The sequence below is a fragment of the Novosphingobium sp. TK71 genome, assembly GCF_055361505.1.
This window is the reverse complement of record NZ_CM143962.1, coordinates 1,708,871-1,732,200: the sequence shown is the minus strand read 5'-3', so window position 1 is coordinate 1,732,200 and position 23,330 is coordinate 1,708,871. Positions and strand designations below refer to the sequence as shown.

Sequence of the window (23,330 nt, the reverse complement as noted above, 5' to 3'; positions counted from 1 at the left end):
GCTCAGTCGTGCGGCGGATTCTCGATCACTTCTTCCTTGGCGGCCTCGCCCATCCCGTGCTTGAGCACCATGGGAAGCTGGGAGAAGGTGAAAACGAATGAAAGCACCGTGAATCCCCAGAGCTTTGCCTGAAGCCAGGTTTCGAAGCTCACGCTGAAGACCAGTGCCGTGTTCAGCGCTGCGAGCAGCAGGAAGAACCAGGCCCAGTTGCGTGAAAGCTTCAGCCATCCTTCCTCGGTCAGACCTTCGAAGGCGGACTGGAGGAGATACTTCAGCATGGCCTTCCCGCGCATCAGGCCGAAGAACAGCACGCCCGCAAACATCAGGTAGACGGCGGTGGGCTTGATCTGGATCCAGAAGGCGTCGTGGAACACCACGGTCAGCGCGCCAAATCCGACGATCAGCACCGTCGTCAGCCAGAGCATCGGCGAGATATGGCCGAGCCGCCATTTCGAGATGCCCAGCGCGATCACGGTGGCGACCATGAAGGCGATAGTGCCCTTGATGACGGCGGAAACGGTGCCGATGGTACTGCCTTCGCCGGCTGGAGAAAAGTGCCGGTAGGCGAGGAAGAAGACCAGCAGCGGTCCAAAATCGACGACGAGGTTGACCCAGCTCGACTTAGGCTTTTCCGCGGAGGTGGTGTGGGCGTTCATCAGGCGATTCCGGCGATGACCCGTGCCAGCAGGTCCGGGTTGAAGGGGCGCAAGTCGTCGATCTTCTCGCCGACGCCGATGGCGTGGATGGGCAGGCCGTATTGCTCCGCCGCCGCGACGAGGACGCCGCCGCGTGCGGTGCCGTCCAGCTTGGTCATGATGAGGCCGGAGACGCCCGCCACTTCCTTGAAAATCTCGATCTGCGAGAGCGCGTTCTGGCCGTTGGTGGCGTCGAGCACGAGCACCACGTCATGCGGTGCCTCGGGATTGAGGCGGCCGAGCACGCGGCGGATCTTGGACAGTTCGTCCATCAGCTCGCGCTTGTTCTGGAGGCGGCCGGCGGTATCGACGATCAAAGCGTCGATACCCTGGTCGGTCGCGGCCTTGACCGCATCGAACACGATCGACGCAGGGTCGCCGCCCTCGGGCCCCTTGATCAGCGGAATGCCGAGGCGGTCGGCCCAGACACCGAGCTGGCCGATTGCAGCGGCGCGGAAAGTGTCGCCCGCCGCCAGCATGACCGAATAATCCTGCTCCTGGAACAAGTGCGCCAGCTTGGCGATCGTGGTGGTCTTGCCCGAGCCGTTTACGCCGATCACGAGGATCACTTGCGGACGCGGGAAGGCGACGACATCGAGCGGCTTGGCGACCGGACGTAGAATCTCGGCGATCTCGCGGGCGACCACTTCCATGATCGCGCGCTCATCGGCGTCACGCTCGAAGCGCTCTTCGGCAAGGCGGGTGCGTATGCGGGCGGCGGCGCGGGGGCCGAGGTCCGACATGATCAGCGCGTCTTCGAGCGCATCGAGCTGTGCGTCGTCGAGCTTCGATTTACCGACGATGCCGGAGAGATTCTCGCTCAGGCGTTCGGAGGTCTTGCGAAAGCCGCCGAACAGGCGGTCGGACCAGTCGCGTTCAGCCTGCTGGCCTTCGGTACTCATGATTCCAGTATTCCTTCGACTACCCTTGCGGGCGTAACGCGGATCAGCGCGCCGGGCTGCGCATGGGCAGGCAAGCGCACGGGCGCGAAGTTTTCCGCATGGCCTTTCCCACCTCTTTCGGCAAGCACGGATAGCGGGTGGCCGATGAGGCCGGCCAGCCAGCTCGCCCTGATTTCGGCGATCCTGTCGCGCAGCTGCGCGGCGCGCGCCTTGATCGCGGCGGGATCGACTTGCGGCATGCGCGCCGCCGGGGTGCCGGGGCGCTGCGAATAGGGAAAGACGTGACCGTGGACGACCTGCAGTTCGCCCAGGATGGAGAGATTGGCCGCGTGGGCCTCCTCGTCCTCTGTCGGGAACCCGGCGATGATGTCGGCGCCGATGGCGATCTCGGGGCGGCGCGCGCGCAGGCTGGAGACGAGGCCGATGGCATCGGCGCGGGAATGGCGGCGCTTCATGCGCTTGAGGATCAGGTCGTGGCCATGCTGAAGGGAGAGGTGGACATGCGGCATAATCCGCGCTTCGCCGGCCAGCAGCTCGAACAGGGTCTCGTCCACTTCGGCGCCATCGATGGAGGAAAGGCGCAGGCGGGGCAGAGCGGGAAAGCGCGCGAGGATCGCTTCGCAGAGCGCGCCGAGGCGAGGGGCGCCGGCGCGATCAGTTCCCTGATCACTTCGCTGATCGCTGGCCCAAGACGTGAGGTCCACGCCGGTCAGCACGATCTCGTTCACGCCGCTGTCGAGGTGGACCGCCACGTCGTGCAGCACCTCGGAGACGCTGCGCGAGCGGCTGGGGCCGCGGCCTTGCGGGATCACGCAGAACGTGCAGGCATGGTCGCAGCCGTTCTGCACTTGCACGAAACCGCGCGTATAGGCGCGGCGTTCGGCGGGGGCAGTCACGGCGGGCACGTTCCAGGCGCGTGGGTCGAGCTTGGCGGTGTTCGGAACCAGGCCATCGACCTCGGGCATGGCTGCCAGCATCTCGCGCTCTACTTCGGCGGCGCAGCCGGTGACGATCAGGCGCGCGTCCGGCCGTTCCTTGCGAGCGCGGCGGATGGCCTGGCGGGTCTGGCGCACCGCTTCAGCCGTCACCGCGCAGGAATTGACGACCACGAGATCCCCATCGGCGTCGGGCACGCCGCGCAAGAGCCCGCGCAGCGATTCGCTTTCCGAAATGTTGAGGCGGCAGCCGAGCGAATGGACTTCGACGGTCAATCTGGAATCCCGTAGTCCGCCGCTTCGAACGAGCCCCGGAACGATTCGGTCGCGGGGCCGGTCATGACGATCTCGTCGTCTTCCCGCCATTCGATTGCGAGCGGGCCGCCGGGCAGGGTGACGGTGACCTTGCGATCCACGAGGCCGCGCTTCATCGCGCCGATGGCAGTCGCACAGGCACCGGTGCCGCAGGCGCGGGTAAGCCCGGCGCCGCGCTCCCACACGCGCAGGCTGATGGCATCGCGCGCGGTGACGGCCGCGACATTGACGTTGATGCGTTCGGGAAACAGCGGATCGGTCTCGATCAGGGGGCCGAGGCGCGCCATGTCGATCCGGTATGGATCTTCAACGAAGAAGATCACGTGCGGATTGCCGACATTGACCGCAATCGGATTGACGAGCTCCTCCCAGGCCACCGGCATCCGGTGCGTATCCATCGGATAGCCGAGCGGGATTGCATCCCAGTCGAAACGGGGCTTGCCCATTTCCACGCTGATGCCGCCATCGGTAGGCGTGGTGGCAAGCATTCCGCCCAGCGTCTCGATCGTGGCGGGACGCCCATGGAGCAGGCCGATGGCGCGGGTGGCGTTGCCGCAGGCTTCCACTTCGCTACCGTCGCCATTGAAGATGCGCATGCGGAAATCGCCGAGATCCGAAGGCGCCAGCACGATCAGCTGGTCGCAGCCGATGCCGGTGTGCCGGTCGGCGAGCGCGGCGGCCAGCGCCGCATCCACGACCGGCAGCGCGCCGGTGCGTCCATCGAGCACGACGAAGTCGTTGCCGAGCCCATGCATCTTGGTGAAATCGATCCGCATGGCGCGCGATTTATGCGCTGCGGCGCGTCAGGTCCAGAGAAAGCCGCAAGACGGGCAGACAGGGCCCGGTCAGGCCTGCCGGGCTTGCGGGTCGTCAGTGCTTTCGGCGGCGCTGGAGAGTTCCGCTTCGCGCTTCGCCTCGATTTGGCTGCGCAGCGCTTCGAGATCGCTGATCGCTTCCGAGTCGGCCACGAGTTCCATCCCTTCGAGCCATTCGGCGAGCTGTGCGGCAGGGCGAGGGCGGCCGTAGAGATAGCCCTGGCCCTTGATCTGGTCGTATTGCTGGAGGTGCGAGAGCACTTCGCTGGTCTCGATCCCTTCCGCGGTTACGGGCATGTCCAGTCCCTTGCCCAGCATGGCGATGGCGTGGACGATCGCGGCGCTGTCCTTGTTGTCGGTCAGGCTGGAGACGAAGCTGCGATCGATCTTGATGCGATCGAACGGTAGGCTGCGCAGCAGCGCCAGCGAGCTGTAGCCGGTCCCGAAGTCGTCGAGGCTGACCTTGATGCCCTGATTCTTCAGGCTGGTGATCAGCGTGCGGACCTGGGCCAGGTTCTGGTGCAGGCAGGATTCGGTGATCTCGATCTCAAGCCGGTGCGGCGGGAAGCTCGCTTCCAGCAGGAGTTTGAGCAGCTTCTGGGCGAACCACGGATCGCGCAATTGCAGCGGGGAGATATTGACCGAAAGGGTAAGGCGCGAATCCCAGCCTTTGGCATCGTCGAGAGCCTGCGCGATCACGCATTCCGAGAGGTCGGCGATCGCGCCGATCTCTTCCGCGATGGGGATGAAGATATCGGGCGCGACGATGCCGAACTGCGGAGAATTCCAGCGCGCCAGCATTTCGAACCCGGTCAGTTCGCCGGTGTGCAGGTCGATCTGCTGTTCGTAGAACGGCACGAACTCGCCGCGCGGAATTCCCTGGCGAATCCCGAATTCCAGTTCATTGCGGAAGCGCATCTCGGCGGCCATCGGGGCCTCGAACCAGTAGTAGCTGTTCCGGCCCTGGCGCTTGGCATGGTACATGGCGACATCGGCCATTTCGAGCAGCGCGCGGGCATCGGGGCGATTGCCGTGCGCGGGAGGAAAGTCGGATCGGGCGAGCCCTATCGAAGCGGTCACTTCGATATTGATCGCATTCACCGAGGCGCTTTGCCCGATCGCCTCCACGAGCGACGCGGCGATGCGGTCGATCCGGTCCACGCGGGTAAGGTCGAAGGGGATGGCGACGGAAAACTCGTCACCGCCGATGCGGCTGATCAGCGCCTGGTGAGGGAGGCAACCGGAAATCCGCCGCGCGCACTCCTGCAGAAGCCGGTCGCCGGTGTTGTGGCCGTTGTAGTCGTTGACCTGCTTGAAGTTGTCGAGGTCGATCATGGCCAGAACGACGGCGCGCCCCTGCAACTCCGCCTTACGGATCATCTCGTCCACCGCGCGGTGGAAGCTGCGGCGGTTGAGGAAGCCGGTGAGCGGGTCGGTTTCGGCCAAGTGGCGCGCGCGCTGTTCTGCGCGTTTGCGCTGGCGGATTTCCTCGCAAAGCTGGCGGTAGCGGCTCCACCCGAAGATGATGATCGCCACGTTGAGCAGGAAGGCGTTGAGCAGGAATCGGTCTGGCCCCGGACCTTGGCCGAGCAGCGATTTCACGACCGAAGGGCCGATGGCGCTGCCCGTCGCCACGAACAGCAGGATGGCCGCGGTGACGATGCCCAGCGCGACGATGTCGACCTGACGGTCGGCAATCTCGCCGTCGCCGCCGTCTGGCGCGGCCCCGATTGTGCTCACCTGATGTCCCCCTGCGCTTGAACCCCGGTGGATCGCTAGCGCAGGGGGACTGAAATATTGGTTAAGTTGGCCGAACCGCGCGCGGTCGTCTTACATCTTGAGGCCGATCTCGCGCAGGCGTTCCTGCAGATAGTCGTCTGCGGTGATGCTGACGGGATAACGGTCCGGGTTTTCCTCGCTCACGCATTGTTCCAGCGTCCTGAACGGGAAGTCGCTGCGCAGGTGGAGGAAGAACGGCATCGAGTAGCGGCTGTGCGCGGCGCGGTCGCCCTCGGGATTGCGGACGCGGTGCGTGGTCGAGGGCAGGAAGTGGTTGGTCAGGCGCTGGAGCATGTCACCGATATTGATGACCACCGCGCCTTCGGGCGGCGCGACCGAAAGCCACTCGCCGTTCTTGCCAAGCAGTTCGAGACCGGCTTCCTGCGCGCCGAGCAGCAGGGTGATGAGGTTGATGTCCTCATGCGCGCCGGCGCGAATGGCACCGCCCGCACCTGATCCCACGGGCGGATAGTGCAGCAGGCGCAGGACCGAGTTTCCGTCTTCGATGGCCGGATCGAACCAGCGCGCATCGAGGCCGAGATAGACCGCGATGGCGGCAAGAATCTCGGCGCCGGCCTTGTCGAACTGGGCGAAGAGTTCCGTGAAGGTTTCCTCGAAGCCTTCGATCTCGGCGGGCCAGATGTTGGGCGGCATCGAGGCGGCGAGCGGCGAGCCGGCGGGCAGGTCGCGGCCGACATGCCAGAACTCCTTGAGGTCCTTTTCGGTCGCGCCCTTGGCCACTTCGGTGCGGAACGGCGTATACCCGCGCGCGCCGCCCTGTCCGGTGATGAAGTACCGGCGCTTGACGTCGTCGGGGAGTGCGAAGAACTGCTCGGTAAGCGCCCAGGCGCGGGCGATCAGGGCCTGGTCTATGCCGTGGTCGCGGACCATCGCGAAGCCGAAGGTGCGAAAGCTCTCGCCGATGTGCTGCGAGAATTCGGCGCGGTCGCCTTCGAGGCTGAGAACGGGAATCTGGGCAAGGTTCATCATGGTCTTCCAAACAAGGATCGGCTGACAGTGACCGGCACGCGCGAATGACGGCGCCGAATCACCAGTGTTGTCTCCGCCGATTGAATCGCTATGCGGCCCCCATAGAAGTTTCTGGCCGTAAGGCGAAATCGAAAGGCGATTTATGGCAAAGCGCTACTGGCTGATGAAGTCGGAACCGGACGCCTACAGCTGGGACGACCTTGTCGCGGAAGGTGAGGGCACCTGGGACGGCGTGCGCAACCACCGTGCGGCCAACAACCTGCGCGCGATGCAGGTGGGGGACGAGGTGTTCTTCTACCATTCCAACATCGGCAAGGAGATCGTCGGCATCGCCACGATCAGCCAGTCCGGCCTCAGCGATCCTACCGATCCCGAAGGCAAGTGGGCGGCGGTCAAGCTCAAGCCCGTGCGCAAGGTGGCTCGTCCGGTCACTCTCCAGCAGGTCAAGGCCGACCCCAGGCTGGCCGAGATGGAGCTGGTCAAGTTCTCGCGCCTCTCGGTCGCGGTGGTGACGCCTGAGGAATGGGACTACATCCTCACTCTTGCGGGAGGCTGATTTTCGTCTTGCCTTCGCCGCGGCACGGCTCGGCGCGAAGGCACGCAACTTGCGGCGGCATCTGCGGGTTTGTCTCTCGTGAACACGGCGGACTTTCGCCGGACAAGCAAGGAGATCGACCATGGGTAAGCTCAAGGACACCGTGAAGGGCCTCGGCAACGAAGTCGCCGGCAATGCCAAGCAGGTGATCGGCAAGGCCCGCAACGATCCGGCCCAGCAGGCCGAAGGCAAGGCGCAGGAAACCAAGGGCGAAGTCCAGCAGGGCATCGGCAAGGTCAAGGGCGCACTGGGCGACCGCATCTGACATAGTTCCCTCGGGAACACCGCGCTCCGCCGGATCGGCGCAAGCGTTTAAAGGGTCGCCAGCTGGCGGCCCTTTTTCGTGGGAAACCAGTCGCTTGTTAAAACTCCTTCATCTGTTCACGAGAACACTTTCGTCCCGAAATGAGATGATCCTTTCGGGTGACTGGAAAAGAGTAAACAAGTTCTTAAGGTGCGTCTCATGCAGAGAATGTCACGACGCGATCTTGTCCTCACCAGCGAGGGTGCGGGCCATCCCTTCCGGCGGTCCCTGCCGCGCAAGGCTCTTGCGGTAACGTCCGAGGCTGCGGAGACGGCGCAGAATGCCGCGGCGGCTGAGGCATGGCGCATGAACGGCGGCGACTGGCGCCGCTTTCTCTCGGCCTATTGCGCCACTTTCGTGGCTGCGCTGGCCTTCATTGCCTGACCGGACAGAACGGCACCTGAAGGGTGCTGAACGGAACCTGCGGGCAGTTCAGGCCGGCAGGGCCGCGCGCTCGGCGCGGTAGAGCAGGAAACCGAGCCAGGCCGAGGCGCCGCAGCTGATCGCCACCACGACGAGCTGCAACACAACCGGCAGTCCGAGCAGCGACATCAGCCCTGTGGCCATGGCGCCGACCACCATCGCACCCGAATTGACGATATTGTTCGCCGCGATCGTGCGGGCCGTCTGCGACTTGTCGACGAAGGTGGTGAGGAACGCGTAGAGCGGCACCACGAACATGCCGCCGCACACCGCAATGCCCAGCAGCGTCAGCAGCAGTGGCACCGCCAGCGGCTGGACCACGAAGACCGCGACGTTCATCAGCGCTTCGGGACCGTCGTGCGGCGGCCAGATCGAGCAGACTTCCTGGAAGGCGACCAGGAACACGCCCATGCCGATCACCGAAAGCGGAGACCAGCGGGCCGAGACGGTGCCCTTGAGCAGCGCATTGATCGCCACCGAGCCGATCGCCACGCCGACGGAGAAGATCACCAGGAACAGGCTGGCCACTTCCTTGCTGGCGTTGAGGATGTTCTTGGTAAGCGGCGGGAACTGCACGAACAGCACCGTGCCGATGGCCCAGAAGAAGCTGATCGCGCAGATCGCCAGGAACACGCGGCGATCCTGCATCGTCGTGCGCACGAGATTGATGGAGGAGCGCACGACATGGTAGTCGATCGGCTCCAGCTTTCCGAGCGGAGGAGCAGGGGGAACCTGTCGCCCGGCGAGATAGCCGATGGCGGCGATCACCACGACGGTCACGGCGGCGATGTCCACCCTGATCCAGCCCGCCACGATCGTGCCCGCCAGCACCGCGATGTAAGTGCCTGCCTCCACGAGGCCGGTGCCGGAAAGCACTTCGCCTTCGCGCAGGTGCTGCGGCAGGATCGCGTACTTGATCGGCCCGAAGAAGGTCGAGTGGATGCCCATCGCGAACAGCGCCAGCAGCATCAGCGGGATGGCGGCGGTGTGAAGGGCGATGCCCTTCCATGCCAGCGCGAGGCCTGCGCCGCCCACCAGCATGATGAAGATCTCGCACAGCTTGACGATGCGGATGATCCTGGACTTGTCGCGCATGTCGGCCATCTGGCCCGCCAGCGCGGAAAGCAGGAAGAAGGGGATCACGAAGATGCCGGAAGCGAGCGCGCTGAACCGCGCCTCGGCGGCCTCCGAGTTGTAGACGCCGTACACCACGAACAGCACCATGGCGTTCTTGAACAGGTTGTCGTTGAACGCGCCGAGCAACTGGGTGACGAACAAGGGCAGGAATCTCCTGGCCCGGATGAGTTGGGTCGTCGTTGTCATGTCGGAAAAATTCGGCGGCCTCGCTTCATCGTTGCCGCGACACTTAATGCGGTGGGGCGAGGGCACAACCCCTTGAGGCGTTTTTTGCCGCCCGGCAGCGTTCTTCCGCGCCGGTGCGAAATCGTCCGGAAACAATCGGGCCCGGGAATCGGGCCATGCGAATGGGCGCGCCGGAAGGGCCGGGCTATTGGCAAGGCGGCGGGGCCTTGCTAGAAAAACGCAGCGGGATCGAGCAACCTCCCGACCAGGCGTCACCGCCCAAGCGTTGCCTTGTTGTCCGTGCTTGCGCGGACGGAAAGGCGCAGGGCAGGGTGGCGAACTCCATGACGAACTCCGTGAAATCCCATTCCGCGAACAGGCCGGAGTTTTCCGAGCTTCTCCGGGTCTTCGCGCGCATCGGTTTCCTCAGTTTCGGGGGACCGGCCGGGCAGATCGCGCTCATGCACCGCGAACTGGTGGACGGGCGGGAATGGGTGAGCGAGGACCAGTTCCTTCACGCTCTCAACTTCTGCCATCTCCTGCCCGGGCCGGAGGCGCAGCAACTGGCGACATGGATCGGGTGGAAGCTGCACGGCATGCGCGGCGGGCTGGCGGCGGGACTGTTGTTCGTGCTGCCCGGCGCTTTCGTGATCCTCGGGCTTTCGGTGCTCTACGCCTATGCCGCCCATCTCGGCTGGTTTGCGGCGCTGTTCCTGGGCATCAAGTCGGCGGTGCTGGCGGTGGTGGCGCAGGCCTTGCTGCGCATCGCCGGACGGGCGCTGAACACCGGGGTCAAGAAAGGGCTGGCGCTGGCGGCGTTCATCGCGCTGTTCTTCTTCGATCTTCCCTTTCCGCTGGTGGTGCTGGGGGCAGGCGCGCTGGGCATGGTCATAGCGGCCGTGCGGCCGGACCTGCTGGCGATCAGGGAGAACGGCGAGGTCGCGCCCGCCGCGCCGCGTCCGTGGAAGCAGAGCATCGGCGCCGTCTGCCTGTGGAGCGTGATCTGGGCCCTGCCGATGGCCGCCGTGCTGGTCACGCTGGGCACGGGCCATGTGCTCTGGCAGATCGGCGCGTTCTTCTCGCAACTGGCCGTGGTGACGTTCGGCGGGGCCTATGCGGTGCTGGCCTACATGGCCCAGCAGACCGTGCAGGGTTACGGCTGGCTTTCGGCGGGGGAGATGGCGGACGGGCTGGGGCTGGCGGAAACCACGCCGGGGCCGCTGATCATGGTGACGCAGTACGTCGGCTTTCTGGCCGCCTTCCGGGCACCGGCGCCGTTCACGCCGCTGGTCGCGGGCATGATCGGCGCCGCTCTGACGACATGGGTGACCTTCGCGCCCTGCTTCCTGTGGATCTTCGCCTTCGCGCCGTGGATAGAGCGGCTTGAGAACGCGCGGCGCATCAGGGGCGGACTGGCGGCGCTGACCGCGGCGGTGGTCGGCGTGATCGCCAACCTCTCGCTCTGGTTCCTGATCCATGTCCTTTTCAGCCGGGTGGGCGATGCGCGGATCGGGCCTCTGCGGCTTTACCTGCCGGACTGGGGAAGCTTCGACTGGCGTGCCGGACTGCTGGCGGCGCTCTCGGCAATCCTGATCTTCCGGCTGAAGCTGAATGTCATCAAGGTGCTGGCGATCGCGGCTCTTGGCGGGCTGCTTCTGGCCCGGCTGGGATGATGTTTCGCGCCGCCGGGCGATATCCTCGCCAGAAGCGCATTCTCAAAAGCGATCATCGCGGCTATGGGCAGGAAAGCATGCTGACCCTGCCGAACATTCTCACCCTCTCGCGCATCGTCACGATGCCCTTCCTGGCTTTCCTGCTGTGGTGGCCGAAATGGGAGTTCGGCTATGCGCTGGCCTTCGGCGTCTACTGCCTGATGGGCATCACCGACTATTTCGACGGCTATCTCGCGCGGTCGAGCGGGACGGTCTCGAAACTCGGCGTTTTCCTCGATCCCATCGCGGACAAGATCATGGTTGCCGCCGTGATCCTGGTGCTGACGGCGCAAGGCGTGCTGACCGGACCTTACGTGGGCGACATGCACGTGATCGCCGGGCTCATCATCCTCGTGCGCGAGATCGCGGTCTCGGGCCTGCGCGAATTCCTCGGCAGCCTGCAGGTCTCGGTTCCCGTCAGCCGCCTCGCCAAGTGGAAGACCACGTTCCAGCTCATCTCGCTCGGCGCGCTGATTCTCGGCGTGGCCACCCCGTGGTGGAACCTCGACGTGGGCGCGATCGAGATCAATATTCCGCACACCGTGGGCCTGACCACCCTGTGGGGCGCGGCCGTGCTTACGCTCATCACCGGGTGGGACTATCTGCGCGTCGGCCTCAAGCATATGGACTGAGGCGGGGGGCTCGCCGGTTCGGGCCTCGCGGCGCGATGCTGTCGCTGCATTGCAAAATTCGCCGTCTGACGTGAATTCGTTGCGTTTGGCGCAAGCGTGATCCTGCGGCAGGGCGGGCCACGTTCGGGGGGACTCTTCATCAAGGACAATCCCATTACCGCGCCGCTTCGCCCTTTCACCGCCCGTTTCCGCAAGCCCTCTCCGGACGCGAATCCGCGCAGCGAGCGCCCGTTCGGCCGCGCGATGGTCTTCGCGCTGGCGGCTTCGGCGGGGCTGACGGTGGCCAATATCTATTACGGCCAGCCCATGCTCGGCCTGATGGAGCGCGAGGTTCCCGGCGCCGCGATCACTTATGTGCCCACCGCCACGCAGCTCGGCTATGCCGCCGGGCTGCTGCTGCTAGTGCCGCTGGGAGACCTGCTGGAGCGCAAGCGGCTGATCGTCACGCAGTGCCTGGCCCTGTCGGTGGCGCTGGCGCTGGTCGCACTGGCGCCGAGCGCGGGTGCCGTGCTTGCCGCCTCGCTGCTGGTGGGCCTGCTGGCCTCCGTCGCCCAGCAGATCGTGCCGCTGGCCGCCAATCTGGCCCCAGAGGACAAGCGCGGCGCGGTGGTCGGCACGGTGATGGCGGGCCTGCTCTGCGGCATCCTGCTCAGCCGGACACTGGCCGGTTTCGTGGGCGGGCACTTCGGCTGGCGCGCGATGTTCTGGCTGGCGGTGCCGCTGGCGCTGCTGACGGCGGGGCTGATGGCATGGCAGCTTCCGCGCAGCCGTCCGCAGCCGGGGGGGCTCGGCTGGCTCGGGCTCATGGCCTCGCTGCGCGATCTCTGGTGCGAATTCCCGGCGCTGCGGCTGGCGACGTTCACGCAGTGCACCCAGTTCGGCGTGTTCAGCGTGTTCTGGACGATTCTCGCGCTGCACCTTCAGGAGCCGCGCTTCGGGCTGGGCTCGGAAGTGGCGGGCCTGTTCGGCGTGCTCGGCGCGGCGGGCGTGCTGGCCGCGCCGATCGCGGGCCGTATCGCCGACCGGCGCGGCCCGCATCCGGTGATCGTGGCGGCCAGCGTGCTGACGCTGGCGTCATGGCTGGTCTTCGGGTTCTGGACCTCGATCGCCGGGCTGGTGGTCGGCGTGCTGCTGCTCGATTTCGCGATCCAGGCGAGCCAGATTTCCAACCAGAGCATCATCTATGCGCTGCGCCCCGAGGCGCGCTCGCGAATCAATACGGTCTACATGGCCTCGATGTTCCTCGCCGGCGCGGCCAGTTCGGGCGCGGCCACGGTGGCATGGCACAACTGGGGCTGGACCGGCGTGACGGTGCTGGGCACGGGAATCGCGGCGCTCGGACTGGCGCTGCAGACCTTGCGTGTGAAGAAGTAAGGCAGCGCCAGGCGCCGCCTGTTCCCGCTAACCGGCGCGCAGCTCGTCCGCGAGCATGCGGAATTCGTCCCCGCGCGGAGAGTTCTTGCGCCAGACCAGTGCGATCTCGCGGTTGGCGTTGGGCGAGAGCAGGGGCCGCGCGACGACATTGGTGCCGTTGAGGATGCCCGCGTCGATCGCCATTTCCGGCAGCATCGTCAGCCCCAGGCCATTGTCGACCATCTGCACCAGCGTGTGCAGCGAAGTGCCGATCATCGTCGCCGAGGCGCGCAGTTCCGGCCGGTTGCAGGCGGCCAGCGCATGGTCCTTGAGGCAGTGCCCGTCTTCCAGCAGCAGCAGGCGATGCTCGTCTATGACTTCGGGACCGACCTCGGCAGGCGGATTGCGCGGGTCGTCGCTGGGGAAGGCGACGAAGAAGGCGTCAAGCTCGATCGTCTCCTTCTCGACCTCGCCGGTGGCATAGGGGAGCGCCAGCAGCACGCAGTCGGCGCGGCCGTGGTGCAGCGATTCGATGGCGGCCTGGCTCGGCTCCTCGCGCAGGAACAGCTTGAGGTTCGGACGTTCGCGGCGCAGGCGGGGCAGCATCCGGGGCAGCAGGAACGGCGCGATCGTGGGGATCACGCTCATGCGCACTTCGCCCGAGAGCGGCTTGCCGCTGGACTGCACGAGGTCGGAGAGTTCCTCGGTCTCGCGCAGGATGCGGTGGGCCTTGGCAACCACCGCATTGCCCAGCGGCGTGAAGCGTACCGCGCGCTTGGTGCGTTCCACCAGCGTCACGCCGAGCAGCGCCTCAAGGTCGCGCAGGCCCGCCGAAAGCGTGGACTGCGACACGAAACAGGCATCGGCGGCGCGGCCGAAATGCCCGTGTTCGTGCAGGGCGACGAGGTACTGGAGCTGCTTGAGCGTGGGCTGGTAGACGGTCACTCTTCCGTTGCCGCCCCGTCGGTGTCGCCGGCATCGTCGTCGGCTCCGGCGACCGGCTCGTCTTCGAGGCGGGTCATCTTGAGCTTGCCGTTCTCCACCGCGAAGGCGAGCTTGCCTTCCACCAGGGCCAGCGCATCGCGGCCGAACACTTCGTAGCGCCAGCCTTCGAGGATCGGCAGCTTCTTGCGCACGCCGGCGGCCAGCAGTTCAAGGTCTTCGCTGCGGGCGAGCAGGCGGGCGGCCACGTCGATCTCGCGCGCGCGGATCTTGAGCAGCAGCTTGAGCAGGTCGGCGACGAGCGAACCTTCCTTGCCCAGCGGCGCGCCCTTGGGGGTGCGCGGGGGCAGTTCGTCGTCCGAAAGCGGTTCCGCCCGGGCGATGGTGTTCATCAGGCGCTTGCCGATGTCGTTGTCCTTCCAGCCTTGCGAGAGGCCGCGCACCTTGGCGAGATCGGCCTGCTGCTTGGGCGGGTGGCTGGCGATGTCGGCCAGCGTTTCGTCACGGGCGATGCGGCCGCGCGGGATGTTCTTGCCCTGCGCTTCGTGTTCGCGCCATTCGGCGATGGCCTTGAGCCTGCCGAGCATGGCGGAATTGCGCCCCGCCGCCTTGATCCGCTTCCACGCCTGTGCGGGGTCGTTGCGGTAGTGTTCGGGATCGGCGAGCTTTTCCATCTCCTGGTCCAGCCATTCGCCGCGCCCGGTCTTGATCAGGCGCTTGAGCATCTTGGGGAAGATCTTGGAGAGGTGGGTGACGTCGCCGATGGCATATTCGATCTGCCGCTCGGTCAGCGGGCGGCGCGACCAGTCGGTGAAGCGTGCGCCCTTGTCGATGGTGAGGCCCATCCACGATTCGACGAGGTTGGAATAGCCGATCTGCTCCGACTGGCTGATCGCCATCATCGCGATCTGGGTGTCGAAGATCGGGTGCGGGGTGCGGCCGGTGAGGTTGAAGATGATCTCCACGTCCTGCCCGCCGGCGTGGAAAACCTTCAGGACTTCCTCGTTCGCGGTCAGCAGGTCGAGCAGGGGGGTCATGTCGAGCCCCTGCGCGAGCGGGTCGATCGCGGCCGCTTCCTCGGTATTGGCGATCTGCACCAGGCAGAGTTCGGGCCAATAGGTGTTCTCGCGCATGAATTCCGTGTCGACGGCCACGAAATCGGATTTCGCAAGGCGTTCGCACAGCGCGGCGAGCTCTTCGGTCTTTGTTATCAGCGGATGGATTTTCATTTCGAGCGTGGCGGTAACGCGAACAAGGCGGGGGATCAATGTTTCCCGGCCGTCAAATTCTCCGACAAATGACGATATTGCCTATTTCTTGCGCAGGAAGGGCGTCAGCAATCGATTTGCGAGGGTCTGGAGCAGGCTGGGCGCGGCCTCGTTTTCCAGCGCGGCGATGCTTTCCCGCGTCACCAGCCGGCGGCGAAGCTGAGTGCCGGTCACATGGATTCCGGGCGGAGGCAGGTGCCAGGCTTCCGCATCGTCGCCCGGCGCGGCACTGCGCGGCGGCGGGCCGCCATCGGGGGCATCGGCGGCGAGCGGGGGCGCGGGAAACGGAGGCGCGGGAAACGAGGGCACGGGAAACGGTGAGGGCGCCGGGGCAGCGGCTTGCCCGTCCGGAGCGCCTTCCGGCCATCTCTCGTCCGTGACGGCGGCAAGGGCCGCCGCCTCGAATGCCGGGTAGCCGCCATGGCCGCCCACCAGAACGGCCATGGGCCGGGGAAGCCCCTCGGCCATGGCCTTGTCGCGAATGGCCTGATGCGTCAGCACCGCGAGATGGCAGGCGCCCACCGTGCAGGCGCGCTGTTCCTCGGCGGTGGCCATGCCGGCCGTGCAGAGCTTCCGCATGGCCGCGATCACCGCGTGCAGATCCTCCAGCCCGGTTACGCCCAGCGTGTCGTCGTTGTCCTCGAAAGCGCCCTGCCACGGCACCTCGGGCATGGCGAAGGCCTGCGCCAGGCGGGACCGGCCAGCGGTGGAGAAGGGCCATGCGCGATCGGTGTAATAGGCGGTTTCGTAGAACGGGCGGCCCGGATCGGCCGAAGCGGCTGCGATGGCGGGGCAGATATCCATGGCGATGGCGGTGACGGGATCGCCGGGCCGGTCAAGTTCGGCGATGCGCCGGATCAGCCGGTCCCAGCCGGTCACGATCACGTCCTGCGAAGCGATGAAGCGGAAGCGGGCGGGCAGAGGCAGGCCCGCGCCGCAGAGGAACACGAGTTCGTCCTTGATCCGGCGCGCCGCCTCGTCGGCGCGGCCTTCGCGCAGCATCGCCTCGATCGCCGTGCGGAACTGATTTTCCGACATGCCGTCTATGGTGACGGCATCCGGAACCTGCGCGTTGTCCATGTAATCCATTGGCGAGACCCGTTTTGCCCAGCGGCATAGCCCCGAATTGGTTTATTTGGGGTTTATGCCGGGGCCGGAGCTTTGCCGGAGAGCTCGGGCGTCGCCCGGCCGGTCGGGTTTCGCCCCATGGAGGACATTCGTAGCGCCCTTCAGCCTTGCCCGAAAGAAGCCTTTCATTCACATAGAGGCATTCGTCAGAGGTGCCTATGTCGCTGCTAGAAGAAAACGCCGATATTCTTGCGGGAATGGAACGAGACGGCAGCTATCTTAGTCCCGCGCGATCAGTCGATTTTTCGCACGTTTTCCCGGATCAACCTTCCGCAGAAGCGTTCGCAGCCGAGTGCCAGCGAGACGGATTTGAAATCGACATTGCGGAAACCGATCAGGACGACGACGCGTGGGATGTGACGGTTTCGGCCGACATGCAGCCTTCCGCCGTGAACATTACCGCTTGGGAGGAGCGCTTCGATGCTCGCGCCAAGACTTATGGTGGTCGGTCGGATGGTTGGGGATTCCTGCAAGTCTAATCGACTATTGCGGACAATTGTGGCCCGAAACCTGTGGTCTAAAATCCCCCCTCCCGGTCATCAAGCGACGGAACGCCGGTCCCCGGAAGCAGCCTGATGGCTCACGCCCCATGGTGGACTTAAATGCTTTGGACCAGAGGATGCTTGCCGGGGGCCAACCGGCTGCCTTTGATGCCGTCATAAAGATCGATGCGGGTTCGCCCACCACGGTCGGTCACTGTAACCTCGTAGCGTCTACCTACTGCAGTCACGACATAGCGAGCGCGCAAGATGGCGAATACGTCAGAAGATTGACCGTAGCGAGCACATAGGTCGGTTATAACCTTAGGTGCGAAGCTGACTCGTTCACGAACCTCGTTGCATGGTAGGCCCGAGATCACCTGTCCGTTCAGGAAATCCACCTCCAACAGACCATCTTCGCTGCGCTTCGCATCGTCGTACGGGTAGAAGCCGTAGTTAAACAGCAAGCTTGCGCCGCTGCCAAAGGAGTCAGCGACATTGTGGGCTAGCGAGCATAGATCGTCGAATTTCATGAGGGGACGGTATGCTAATCTATGTCCGCTTTCCACCCAAGTGCGACATTGCGGTAACTGGGGCTACGTCCGTTTTTCCCGCCAGGCCGCGTCGTTGGATATCTCCTGATCGCACTGCGGGGGCACCGGAATTCCGGGGCGGGGGCTCGTTGCAGCCCGGTTCTCCGACCCGGTGCGTGCTTGCGGGCCGATCTCTTCTGGAAATCGCCGCGCCACTCGACTAGGGGGCTCGGCTTGCAACCTCATTCCGATCAGAAGAAGCGCGAGCCCGCCATGACTCATCCCTATCGCTCCCACACCTGCGGCGCCCTGACCGCTGCCGAGGTCGGCCAGACCGTCCGCCTCTCGGGCTGGGTGCATCGCAAGCGCGACCACGGCGGCGTTCTCTTCGTCGACCTGCGCGATCACTACGGCATGACCCAGGTCGTTGCCGACACCGACAGCGCGGCGCTGGAACTGCTTGATTCGCTGCGCGTCGAATCGGTCGTCACGATCGAGGGCGTGGTCAAGGCCCGCACCGAATCCACCGTGAACCCGAACCTCGCCACCGGCGCGATCGAGGTCTACGCCCGTTCCGCCACGGTCATCAGCCGCGCCGAGGAACTGCCGATGCCGGTGGCCGGCGAGCAGGAATATCCCGAGGATATCCGCCTGCGCTACCGCTTCCTCGACCTGCGCCGCGACACGCTGCACGGCAACATCGTGAAGCGCACGAAGATCATCTCGGACATGCGCCGCAAGATGGAAGGCATCGGCTTCACCGAATATTCGACGCCGATCCTCACCGCTTCCAGCCCCGAAGGCGCGCGCGACTTCCTGGTGCCCAGCCGCATCCACCCCGGCAAGTTCTACGCGCTGCCGCAGGCGCCGCAGCAGTACAAGCAGCTGCTGATGGTCGCCGGGTTCGACCGCTACTTCCAGATCGCCCCCTGCTTCCGCGACGAGGACCCGCGCGCAGACCGCCTGCCGGGCGAGTTCTACCAGCTCGACCTCGAAATGAGCTTCGTGACCCAGGAAGAGATCTGGGAAACCATGGAGCCGGTGCTCCAGAGCGTCTTCGCCGATTTTGCGGAAGGCAAGCCGGTGACGCCTGCGGGTGAATTCCGCCGCATTCCGCACGCCCAGTCGATGCTGGACTACGGTTCGGACAAGCCGGACCTGCGCAACCCGCTGATCATCAAGGACGTGACCGAGCACTTCGTCGAATCGGGCTTCGGCATCTTCGCGGGCATCGTGGCCGGTGGCGGCGTGATCCGCGCGATCCCGGCTCCGGGCGCCGGTGCGGGCAGCCGCAAGTTCTTCGACGAGATGAACGTCTGGGCGCGCGGCGAGGGCTATTCGGGCCTTGGCTACATCAACATCAAGGACGGCGTCCCCGGCGGCCCGATCGCCAAGAACCACGGCGAGGAAAAGACCGCCGCGCTGATCGCGGCGCTGGGTCTGGGTCCGAACGACGGCGTGTTCTTCGCCGCGGGCAAGGAAGAGCAGGCGGCCAAGCTGGCAGGGCTTGCCCGTATCCGCACCGGCGAACAGCTCGACCTGATCGACAAGGACCGCTTCGAGCTGTGCTGGATCGTCGACTTCCCGTTCTTCGAATGGGACGAGGACAACAAGAAGGTCGACTTCGCGCACAACCCGTTCTCGATGCCGCAGGGCGGCATGGAAGCGCTGGAAGGCCAGGACCCGCTGACGATCAAGGCCTATCAGTACGACCTCGTCTGCAACGGCTATGAAATCGCCTCGGGTTCGATCCGTAACCAGTCGCCGGAACTGATGGTCAAGGCCTTCGAGATGGTGGGCCTCACCAAGCAGGACGTGGAAGATCGCTTCGGCGGCCTCTACCGCGCCTTCCAGTACGGCGCGCCGCCGCACGGCGGCATGGCGGCCGGTGTCGATCGCATCGTGATGCTCCTGTGCGGTGCGCAGAACTTGCGCGAAATCACGCTGTTCCCGATGAACCAGCGCGCCGAGGACCTGCTGATGGGCGCGCCGAGCCCGGCCGAATCCAGGCAGCTGCGCGAACTGCACATGCGTGTGGTGGAACCGCAGAAGAACTGAATTCGTTTCCAGATTTCCGCCGGGCAGCGGGCCTTCGCTTCGCTGCCCAACCTTCACGATCCCGGAAACATTCTGGAAACAGGATCGGGGCGTGGATAAATCGGGCCATGGCGCTTTCGCGTCGTGATCCTATCTTGCGAGCGAGGCTTGCCAGCGCGCGCCCCAGTCATTAGGGCGGCAGGCGAGATTTCACACCTCGCGAATTTTTGAAGGGGTTTATTCAATGAGCGATACCGCCGATCGGGTTAAGAAGATCGTCGTCGAACACCTGGGCGTCGAAGCCGACAAGGTGACGGAAGAAGCAAGCTTCATCGACGATCTGGGCGCAGATTCGCTCGACATCGTCGAGCTGGTCATGGCGTTCGAAGAAGAATTCGGCGTCGAAATCCCCGACGATGCTGCCGAGAAGATCAGCACCGTCTCGGATGCCATCAAGTACATCGAAGAGAACAAGGGCTGAGCCCGGCTTTTCGGCTACTCTCGCGCGGTCCGGCCATGCGCCGGCGCGCGGGCGGCTGTGATCCCGGTTCATAACCGGATTGAACTCGACAGGCTCGACCTCTAAGGGGGCGGGCCTGTTGCCGTTTCTGCAGGCTGGTTCGTGCCAGCCGCGTTTTCGGCCAAATTGCTTTTTCGGAGAGCATGAATGCGTCGTGTTGTCGTCACCGGACTTGGTCTTGTCACCCCGCTGGGTGCTGACGTGGAGACCACCTGGGCCAACATCCTTGCGAGCAAGAGCGGGGCGGGCCCGATCACCAAGTTCGATGCCTCGGACCAGAAGTGCCAGATCGCCTGCGAGGTGAAGCCGGCCGATCACGAATACGGCTTCGATGCCGGCAAGCGTGTCGACCACAAGATCCAGCGCCAGGTCGATCCCTTCATCGTCTACGGCATCGATGCCGCAGGGCAGGCACTTGAAGATGCCGGCCTCACCGACATGAGCGAGGAAGACAAGCTCATGACCGGTTGCTCGATCGGTTCGGGCATCGGCGGTCTGCCGGGTATTGAAAGCGAATCGCTGGTTCTGGCCGAAAAGGGTCCGGGCCGCGTCTCTCCGCACTTCGTGCATGGCCGCCTGATCAACCTGATCTCGGGGCAGGTCTCGATCAAGTACGGCCTCAAGGGCCCGAACCACGCCGTCGTCACTGCCTGTTCGACCGGCGCGCACTCGATCGGCGATGCCGCGCGCATGATCAAGGACGGCGATGCCGACATCATGCTGGCCGGCGGCGCCGAATCGACCATCTGCCCGATCGGCATCGCCGGTTTCGCGCAGGCCCGTGCGCTCAACAGCAGCTACAACGACCGCCCCGAACAGGCGAGCCGCCCTTACGACAAGGATCGTGACGGTTTCGTCATGGGCGAGGGCGCCGGCGTTCTCGTGCTCGAGGAGTACGAACACGCCAAGGCCCGCGGCGCGAAGATCTACTGCGAAGTGATCGGTTACGGTCTTTCGGGCGATGCCTTCCACGTCACCGCCCCGGAACCCACCGGCGACGGTGCCTATCGCTCGATGCAGATGGCGCTGAAGAAGGCGGGGATGACCCCGGCGGATATCGACTACATCAACGCCCACGGCACCTCGACCATGGCCGACACCATCGAACTGGGCGCCGTGCGCCGCCTGTTCGGCGATGCCATCGGCAGCGTTTCGATGAGCTCGACCAAGTCGGCCATCGGCCACCTCCTGGGCGGCGCCGGCGCGGTCGAATCGATCTTCTGCATCCTGGCGATGCGCGACCAGATCGTGCCCCCCACCCTCAACCTCGACAACCCGGACGAGGGCTGCGAGGGCGTGGACTTGGTGCCGCACGTCGCCAAGAAGCGCGAAGTGCGCGCGGTGCTGAACAACTCGTTCGGTTTCGGCGGCACCAACGCCAGCCTGGTGATGCGCAAGATCGACTGATCGCGAAAGGCGTAAGGGGCGATGATGTCGCGGCGCAACTGGATTCTCGTCGCGGCCATCGGCCTTGCGGCCGTGATCTCCTTATGGTCCTTCGTGGGCGGCTGGTACGGTTCCGGCCCGCTGGCGAAGGACCAGCACTTCATCGTTCCCGGCGGGGCAAGCCTTGCGGCTGTGGCCCAGCGGCTGGAGGACAAGGGCGTGATCCGCTCGGCCAGCGGCTTCGAACTGCGCGCCCGCGTGTTCGGCGGCGGCGGCGGGATCAAGGCGGGCGAATTCGCCATTCCCGCCCATGCCAGCCCTTCGCGCGTGCTGGCGATCCTCTCGAGCGACGAGGTGATCCGCCGCTTCGTCACCGTGCCGGAAGGCATGCCCTCGATCATGGTCTACGAACGCCTGAAGGCGCAGGACCAGCTCAGCGGCGAGGTGGCTTCGCCCGACGAAGGCTCGGTCCTGCCTGACAGCTACGCTTTCGAGACTGGCGAGCCGCGCGAGGCGGTGCTGCGCCGCATGCAGGCGGCCATGACCCGCACACTCAAGGAGCTTTGGGAAAAGCGCGCCCCGGGTCTCGTGGTGAAGACGCCGGAGCAGGCGCTGATCCTGGCTTCCATCGTCGAGAAGGAAACCGGCAAGCCCTCTGAACGGCGCATGGTGGCCGGGCTATACTCGAACCGGCTCAAGCAGGGGATGATGCTGCAGGCAGACCCCACGATCATCTACCCGATCACCAAGGGCAAGGCGCTGGGACGCCGCATCCTCCAGTCGGAGATCCAGGCGGTCAACGACTACAACACTTACACGATGGTCGGCCTGCCCAAGCATCCGATCACCAATCCGGGCCGCGAATCGATCGCCGCCGTGCTCAATCCGGCAAAGACCGATGCGCTCTATATGGTGGCCGACGGCACCGGCGGCCATGCTTTTGCCGACACGCTGGCCCAGCACAATGCCAACGTGAAGAAGTGGTTCGCGATCCGGCGCGAGCGCGGCGAAATCTGAACGGAGGGAAGGGCGCCCGCTATCGGAGCGTCCCGTCCGCCCGCTTGCGCCGCGCATAGATCGTGGAGGCCAGTGCGATTCCCGCGATAAGCAGCGGGAAGATCGCCGAAGCCGGCCCCTTGGCACCCAGCATGTCGAAACCGAGGAAGCTCCAGCCGAACTGGATCACCACGGCAACGAAGGAAAGCGCGAAGAGCATCCATGCCCAGCCGCGCCGGGACAGCAGCATGACCGAGCCGATGGTGCCGCTGGCCACTGCCACGGCATAGGCGGTCCATGCCCAGCCGGGCATTTCACGGAAGGCCTGCGCCTGAACCGGGTCCTGGCGGGCGATTTCGCCCGGGTCGGCGCTGGCCTGAACAAGATAGGCCACGTCCCCGGCAAGGTTCCACAGCAGGATGAGGATGGCGATGATCCAGAACTTGCGCATGCCCGCTCCCTTTCGCGCATGACGGCCGAACGGGCACTTTGCCGCAGCGTCCCTGTTCTGGCAATTGACCGTAGGGGCAAGGCAGACGGCCTCAGGGAGCAAGGCGAATGAACCGTGAAGGTGAAGTTCTGGCGGCGGATCGCAAGCGCGGCGCTCCGCTGCTGGTGACGGCCGAATTGCCCGCCGACGTGCTCGGCTGGGCCGACGGCCTGCGCAAGGCCCACTACCCACCCGAGCGCAACCGTTTGCGCGCCCATGTCACCCTGTTTCATGCCCTGCCGCCCTCGGTGGAAGGCGAACTGGTGGACGTCCTCGCCGACCTTGCCCGCTGCGCGCCGCCGAGGGCGCGAATCGACGGGCTGATGAAGCTGGACAACGGCACCGCTCTCTCCGTCGAATCACCGGACATGGCGTGGCTCCATGCCGTGATCGCGGAGCGCATGCATGGATTGCTGACCGATCAGGACAGCCGGCCACTGCGCCTTCACGTGACGATCCAGAACAAGGTCGCCCCGGCCGCCGCCCGTGCGCTGCAGGCACAGCTCGGGGCTCAACTGCACCCGATCAGCTTCCGCTTCCGGGGCTTTGGCCTTTATGCCTGGGAGGACGGATTGTGGCGCCCGATCCGCGTTTTACCTTTTCGTGGCTGAAACGCATTTTTGGGTGTTGACCGATGCCGACCTTGCCCCTAGAGGACGCGACCTGCCCGGCAGTGATGTGGGGCACCGGATCGAGCCGCCCGACGCGGCGGCCTTGGTTTGGCGGAGTAGCTCAGCTGGTTAGAGCAGCGGAATCATAATCCGCGTGTCGGGGGTTCGAGTCCCTCCTCCGCTACCAT

The 23,330-nt window shown here is 65.3% G+C and carries 24 protein-coding genes and 1 tRNA gene; 13 read left to right on the top strand and 12 right to left on the bottom strand.

The annotated features are described in order from the left end of the window. Positions 1 to 2: 2 nt before the first annotated feature. The 6 genes from ACXJ16_RS07850 to ACXJ16_RS07825 all read right to left on the bottom strand — a co-directional run bounded on the left by ACXJ16_RS07850 (position 3) and on the right by ACXJ16_RS07825 (position 6,428). Complete coding sequence (locus ACXJ16_RS07850) at positions 3 to 656, bottom strand: inner membrane-spanning protein YciB (protein WP_324698708.1); 654 nt, start codon at positions 654 to 656, stop codon at positions 3 to 5. Further along, positions 656 to 1,597 carry a signal recognition particle-docking protein FtsY gene (gene ftsY, locus ACXJ16_RS07845; RefSeq protein ID WP_054439702.1) on the bottom strand — a complete coding sequence of 314 codons (942 nt, stop codon included), beginning with the start codon at positions 1,595 to 1,597 and terminating at the stop codon, positions 656 to 658. The genes ACXJ16_RS07850 and ftsY overlap by 1 nt, the downstream gene beginning before the upstream one ends. Continuing rightward, complete coding sequence (locus ACXJ16_RS07840; protein WP_463920337.1) at positions 1,594 to 2,808, bottom strand: MiaB/RimO family radical SAM methylthiotransferase; 1,215 nt, start codon at positions 2,806 to 2,808, stop codon at positions 1,594 to 1,596. Before ACXJ16_RS07840 ends, ftsY begins: the two co-directional genes overlap by 4 nt. After that, positions 2,805 to 3,623, bottom strand: coding sequence for a diaminopimelate epimerase (dapF, locus tag ACXJ16_RS07835; protein ID WP_185997767.1), 819 nt, complete (start codon positions 3,621 to 3,623; stop codon positions 2,805 to 2,807). The genes ACXJ16_RS07840 and dapF overlap by 4 nt, the downstream gene beginning before the upstream one ends. 69 nt (positions 3,624 to 3,692) lie before the next feature. Then, positions 3,693 to 5,402 (bottom strand): putative bifunctional diguanylate cyclase/phosphodiesterase, encoded by a 1,710-nt coding sequence (locus ACXJ16_RS07830; protein WP_463920335.1) that lies wholly within the window; start codon positions 5,400 to 5,402, stop codon positions 3,693 to 3,695. A gap of 90 nt (positions 5,403 to 5,492) precedes the next feature. Continuing rightward, positions 5,493 to 6,428 (bottom strand): isopenicillin N synthase family dioxygenase, encoded by a 936-nt coding sequence (locus ACXJ16_RS07825; RefSeq protein ID WP_324699020.1) that lies wholly within the window; start codon positions 6,426 to 6,428, stop codon positions 5,493 to 5,495. Between the two features lie 145 nt (positions 6,429 to 6,573). On the opposite strand from ACXJ16_RS07825, the gene ACXJ16_RS07820 reads away from it, so the two are divergent. The 3 genes from ACXJ16_RS07820 (at position 6,574) to ACXJ16_RS07810 (ending at position 7,714) form a co-directional block, all read left to right on the top strand. Next, on the top strand, positions 6,574 to 6,987 hold the full coding sequence (locus ACXJ16_RS07820; protein ID WP_054439698.1) for an EVE domain-containing protein: 414 nt from the start codon (positions 6,574 to 6,576) through the stop codon (positions 6,985 to 6,987). A gap of 121 nt (positions 6,988 to 7,108) precedes the next feature. Then, on the top strand, positions 7,109 to 7,291 hold the full coding sequence (locus tag ACXJ16_RS07815) for a CsbD family protein (protein ID WP_054439696.1): 183 nt from the start codon (positions 7,109 to 7,111) through the stop codon (positions 7,289 to 7,291). Positions 7,292 to 7,489: 198 nt separating this feature from the next. Beyond that, complete coding sequence (locus tag ACXJ16_RS07810; RefSeq protein WP_054439694.1) at positions 7,490 to 7,714, top strand: hypothetical protein; 225 nt, start codon at positions 7,490 to 7,492, stop codon at positions 7,712 to 7,714. Positions 7,715 to 7,762: 48 nt separating this feature from the next. Here ACXJ16_RS07810 and ACXJ16_RS07805 read toward each other — a convergent pair whose 3' ends face one another. After that, on the bottom strand, positions 7,763 to 9,076 hold the full coding sequence (locus tag ACXJ16_RS07805; RefSeq protein WP_185997766.1) for an MFS transporter: 1,314 nt from the start codon (positions 9,074 to 9,076) through the stop codon (positions 7,763 to 7,765). A 323-nt stretch (positions 9,077 to 9,399) separates the two neighbouring features. Here ACXJ16_RS07805 and chrA point away from each other — a divergent pair, with 323 nt between their 5' ends. From chrA to ACXJ16_RS07790, 3 genes are all read left to right on the top strand, one after another. After that, positions 9,400 to 10,728 (top strand): chromate efflux transporter, encoded by a 1,329-nt coding sequence (gene chrA, locus ACXJ16_RS07800; protein ID WP_463920333.1) that lies wholly within the window; start codon positions 9,400 to 9,402, stop codon positions 10,726 to 10,728. A gap of 77 nt (positions 10,729 to 10,805) precedes the next feature. Then, on the top strand, positions 10,806 to 11,399 hold the full coding sequence (pgsA, locus tag ACXJ16_RS07795) for a CDP-diacylglycerol--glycerol-3-phosphate 3-phosphatidyltransferase (protein ID WP_054439868.1): 594 nt from the start codon (positions 10,806 to 10,808) through the stop codon (positions 11,397 to 11,399). A 243-nt stretch (positions 11,400 to 11,642) separates the two neighbouring features. After that, entirely contained in the window at positions 11,643 to 12,773 is a 1,131-nt protein-coding gene (locus tag ACXJ16_RS07790) for an MFS transporter (RefSeq protein WP_054439866.1), read from the top strand. Between the two features lie 27 nt (positions 12,774 to 12,800). Here the strand turns inward: ACXJ16_RS07790 and ACXJ16_RS07785 are convergent, their stop codons facing one another. From ACXJ16_RS07785 to ACXJ16_RS07775, 3 genes are all read right to left on the bottom strand, one after another. Beyond that, entirely contained in the window at positions 12,801 to 13,697 is an 897-nt protein-coding gene (locus tag ACXJ16_RS07785; protein ID WP_054439690.1) for a hydrogen peroxide-inducible genes activator, read from the bottom strand. Further along, positions 13,694 to 14,923 (bottom strand): ribonuclease D, encoded by a 1,230-nt coding sequence (gene rnd / locus ACXJ16_RS07780; protein WP_132469118.1) that lies wholly within the window; start codon positions 14,921 to 14,923, stop codon positions 13,694 to 13,696. Before rnd ends, ACXJ16_RS07785 begins: the two co-directional genes overlap by 4 nt. Positions 14,924 to 15,004: 81 nt before the next feature. Further along, a complete protein-coding gene (locus ACXJ16_RS07775) occupies positions 15,005 to 16,042 on the bottom strand; it encodes a hypothetical protein (protein WP_463921740.1) in 1,038 nt (345 codons plus the stop codon). A 206-nt stretch (positions 16,043 to 16,248) separates the two neighbouring features. On the opposite strand from ACXJ16_RS07775, the gene ACXJ16_RS07770 reads away from it, so the two are divergent. Next, complete coding sequence (locus ACXJ16_RS07770; RefSeq protein ID WP_463921739.1) at positions 16,249 to 16,569, top strand: ribonuclease E inhibitor RraB; 321 nt, start codon at positions 16,249 to 16,251, stop codon at positions 16,567 to 16,569. Between the two features lie 119 nt (positions 16,570 to 16,688). Here the strand turns inward: ACXJ16_RS07770 and ACXJ16_RS07765 are convergent, their stop codons facing one another. After that, positions 16,689 to 17,102 (bottom strand): hypothetical protein, encoded by a 414-nt coding sequence (locus tag ACXJ16_RS07765; protein ID WP_454796910.1) that lies wholly within the window; start codon positions 17,100 to 17,102, stop codon positions 16,689 to 16,691. Between the two features lie 273 nt (positions 17,103 to 17,375). Between ACXJ16_RS07765 and aspS the strand changes: the two genes are divergently transcribed. From aspS to mltG, 4 genes are all read left to right on the top strand, one after another. Next, complete coding sequence (gene aspS / locus ACXJ16_RS07760) at positions 17,376 to 19,160, top strand: aspartate--tRNA ligase (protein ID WP_185998821.1); 1,785 nt, start codon at positions 17,376 to 17,378, stop codon at positions 19,158 to 19,160. A 223-nt stretch (positions 19,161 to 19,383) separates the two neighbouring features. Further along, positions 19,384 to 19,620, top strand: coding sequence for an acyl carrier protein (locus tag ACXJ16_RS07755; protein WP_007013838.1), 237 nt, complete (start codon positions 19,384 to 19,386; stop codon positions 19,618 to 19,620). A 186-nt stretch (positions 19,621 to 19,806) separates the two neighbouring features. After that, positions 19,807 to 21,066 (top strand): beta-ketoacyl-ACP synthase II, encoded by a 1,260-nt coding sequence (gene fabF / locus ACXJ16_RS07750; protein WP_054439687.1) that lies wholly within the window; start codon positions 19,807 to 19,809, stop codon positions 21,064 to 21,066. 21 nt (positions 21,067 to 21,087) lie between these two features. Beyond that, positions 21,088 to 22,062 (top strand): endolytic transglycosylase MltG, encoded by a 975-nt coding sequence (gene mltG / locus ACXJ16_RS07745; RefSeq protein WP_132469082.1) that lies wholly within the window; start codon positions 21,088 to 21,090, stop codon positions 22,060 to 22,062. A gap of 19 nt (positions 22,063 to 22,081) precedes the next feature. On the opposite strand, the gene ACXJ16_RS07740 is transcribed toward mltG, so the two are convergent. Beyond that, positions 22,082 to 22,492: a sugar transporter gene (locus tag ACXJ16_RS07740; protein ID WP_443477762.1), complete on the bottom strand. Its 411-nt coding sequence runs from the start codon at positions 22,490 to 22,492 to the stop codon at positions 22,082 to 22,084. 107 nt (positions 22,493 to 22,599) lie between these two features. On the opposite strand from ACXJ16_RS07740, the gene ACXJ16_RS07735 reads away from it, so the two are divergent. Then, positions 22,600 to 23,142, top strand: a complete 543-nt coding sequence (locus ACXJ16_RS07735; protein WP_443477763.1) for a 2'-5' RNA ligase family protein — start codon at positions 22,600 to 22,602, stop codon at positions 23,140 to 23,142. Positions 23,143 to 23,252: 110 nt separating this feature from the next. Further along, a tRNA-Met gene (locus ACXJ16_RS07730) sits at positions 23,253 to 23,329 on the top strand. The last annotated feature ends 1 nt before the right edge of the window (position 23,330 follow it).

What these genes read in the sequence shown, in the direction of transcription:
- ACXJ16_RS07850 (WP_324698708.1), bottom strand. Translation starts at nt 656, where the DNA reads ATGAACGCCCACACCACCTCCGCGGAAAAGCCTAAGTCGAGCTGGGTC.
- ftsY (WP_054439702.1), bottom strand. Translation starts at nt 1,597, where the DNA reads ATGAGTACCGAAGGCCAGCAGGCTGAACGCGACTGGTCCGACCGCCTG.
- dapF (WP_185997767.1), bottom strand. Translation starts at nt 3,623, where the DNA reads ATGCGGATCGATTTCACCAAGATGCATGGGCTCGGCAACGACTTCGTC.
- ACXJ16_RS07825 (WP_324699020.1), bottom strand. Translation starts at nt 6,428, where the DNA reads ATGAACCTTGCCCAGATTCCCGTTCTCAGCCTCGAAGGCGACCGCGCC.
- ACXJ16_RS07820 (WP_054439698.1), top strand. Translation starts at nt 6,574, where the DNA reads ATGGCAAAGCGCTACTGGCTGATGAAGTCGGAACCGGACGCCTACAGC.
- ACXJ16_RS07815 (WP_054439696.1), top strand. Translation starts at nt 7,109, where the DNA reads ATGGGTAAGCTCAAGGACACCGTGAAGGGCCTCGGCAACGAAGTCGCC.
- ACXJ16_RS07810 (WP_054439694.1), top strand. Translation starts at nt 7,490, where the DNA reads ATGCAGAGAATGTCACGACGCGATCTTGTCCTCACCAGCGAGGGTGCG.
- ACXJ16_RS07805 (WP_185997766.1), bottom strand. Translation starts at nt 9,076, where the DNA reads ATGACAACGACGACCCAACTCATCCGGGCCAGGAGATTCCTGCCCTTG.
- chrA (WP_463920333.1), top strand. Translation starts at nt 9,400, where the DNA reads ATGACGAACTCCGTGAAATCCCATTCCGCGAACAGGCCGGAGTTTTCC.
- pgsA (WP_054439868.1), top strand. Translation starts at nt 10,806, where the DNA reads ATGCTGACCCTGCCGAACATTCTCACCCTCTCGCGCATCGTCACGATG.
- ACXJ16_RS07790 (WP_054439866.1), top strand. Translation starts at nt 11,643, where the DNA reads ATGGTCTTCGCGCTGGCGGCTTCGGCGGGGCTGACGGTGGCCAATATC.
- rnd (WP_132469118.1), bottom strand. Translation starts at nt 14,923, where the DNA reads ATGAAAATCCATCCGCTGATAACAAAGACCGAAGAGCTCGCCGCGCTG.
- ACXJ16_RS07775 (WP_463921740.1), bottom strand. Translation starts at nt 16,042, where the DNA reads ATGGACAACGCGCAGGTTCCGGATGCCGTCACCATAGACGGCATGTCG.
- ACXJ16_RS07770 (WP_463921739.1), top strand. Translation starts at nt 16,249, where the DNA reads ATGTCGCTGCTAGAAGAAAACGCCGATATTCTTGCGGGAATGGAACGA.
- ACXJ16_RS07765 (WP_454796910.1), bottom strand. Translation starts at nt 17,102, where the DNA reads ATGAAATTCGACGATCTATGCTCGCTAGCCCACAATGTCGCTGACTCC.
- aspS (WP_185998821.1), top strand. Translation starts at nt 17,376, where the DNA reads ATGACTCATCCCTATCGCTCCCACACCTGCGGCGCCCTGACCGCTGCC.
- ACXJ16_RS07755 (WP_007013838.1), top strand. Translation starts at nt 19,384, where the DNA reads ATGAGCGATACCGCCGATCGGGTTAAGAAGATCGTCGTCGAACACCTG.
- fabF (WP_054439687.1), top strand. Translation starts at nt 19,807, where the DNA reads ATGCGTCGTGTTGTCGTCACCGGACTTGGTCTTGTCACCCCGCTGGGT.
- mltG (WP_132469082.1), top strand. Translation starts at nt 21,088, where the DNA reads ATGATGTCGCGGCGCAACTGGATTCTCGTCGCGGCCATCGGCCTTGCG.
- ACXJ16_RS07740 (WP_443477762.1), bottom strand. Translation starts at nt 22,492, where the DNA reads ATGCGCAAGTTCTGGATCATCGCCATCCTCATCCTGCTGTGGAACCTT.
- ACXJ16_RS07735 (WP_443477763.1), top strand. Translation starts at nt 22,600, where the DNA reads ATGAACCGTGAAGGTGAAGTTCTGGCGGCGGATCGCAAGCGCGGCGCT.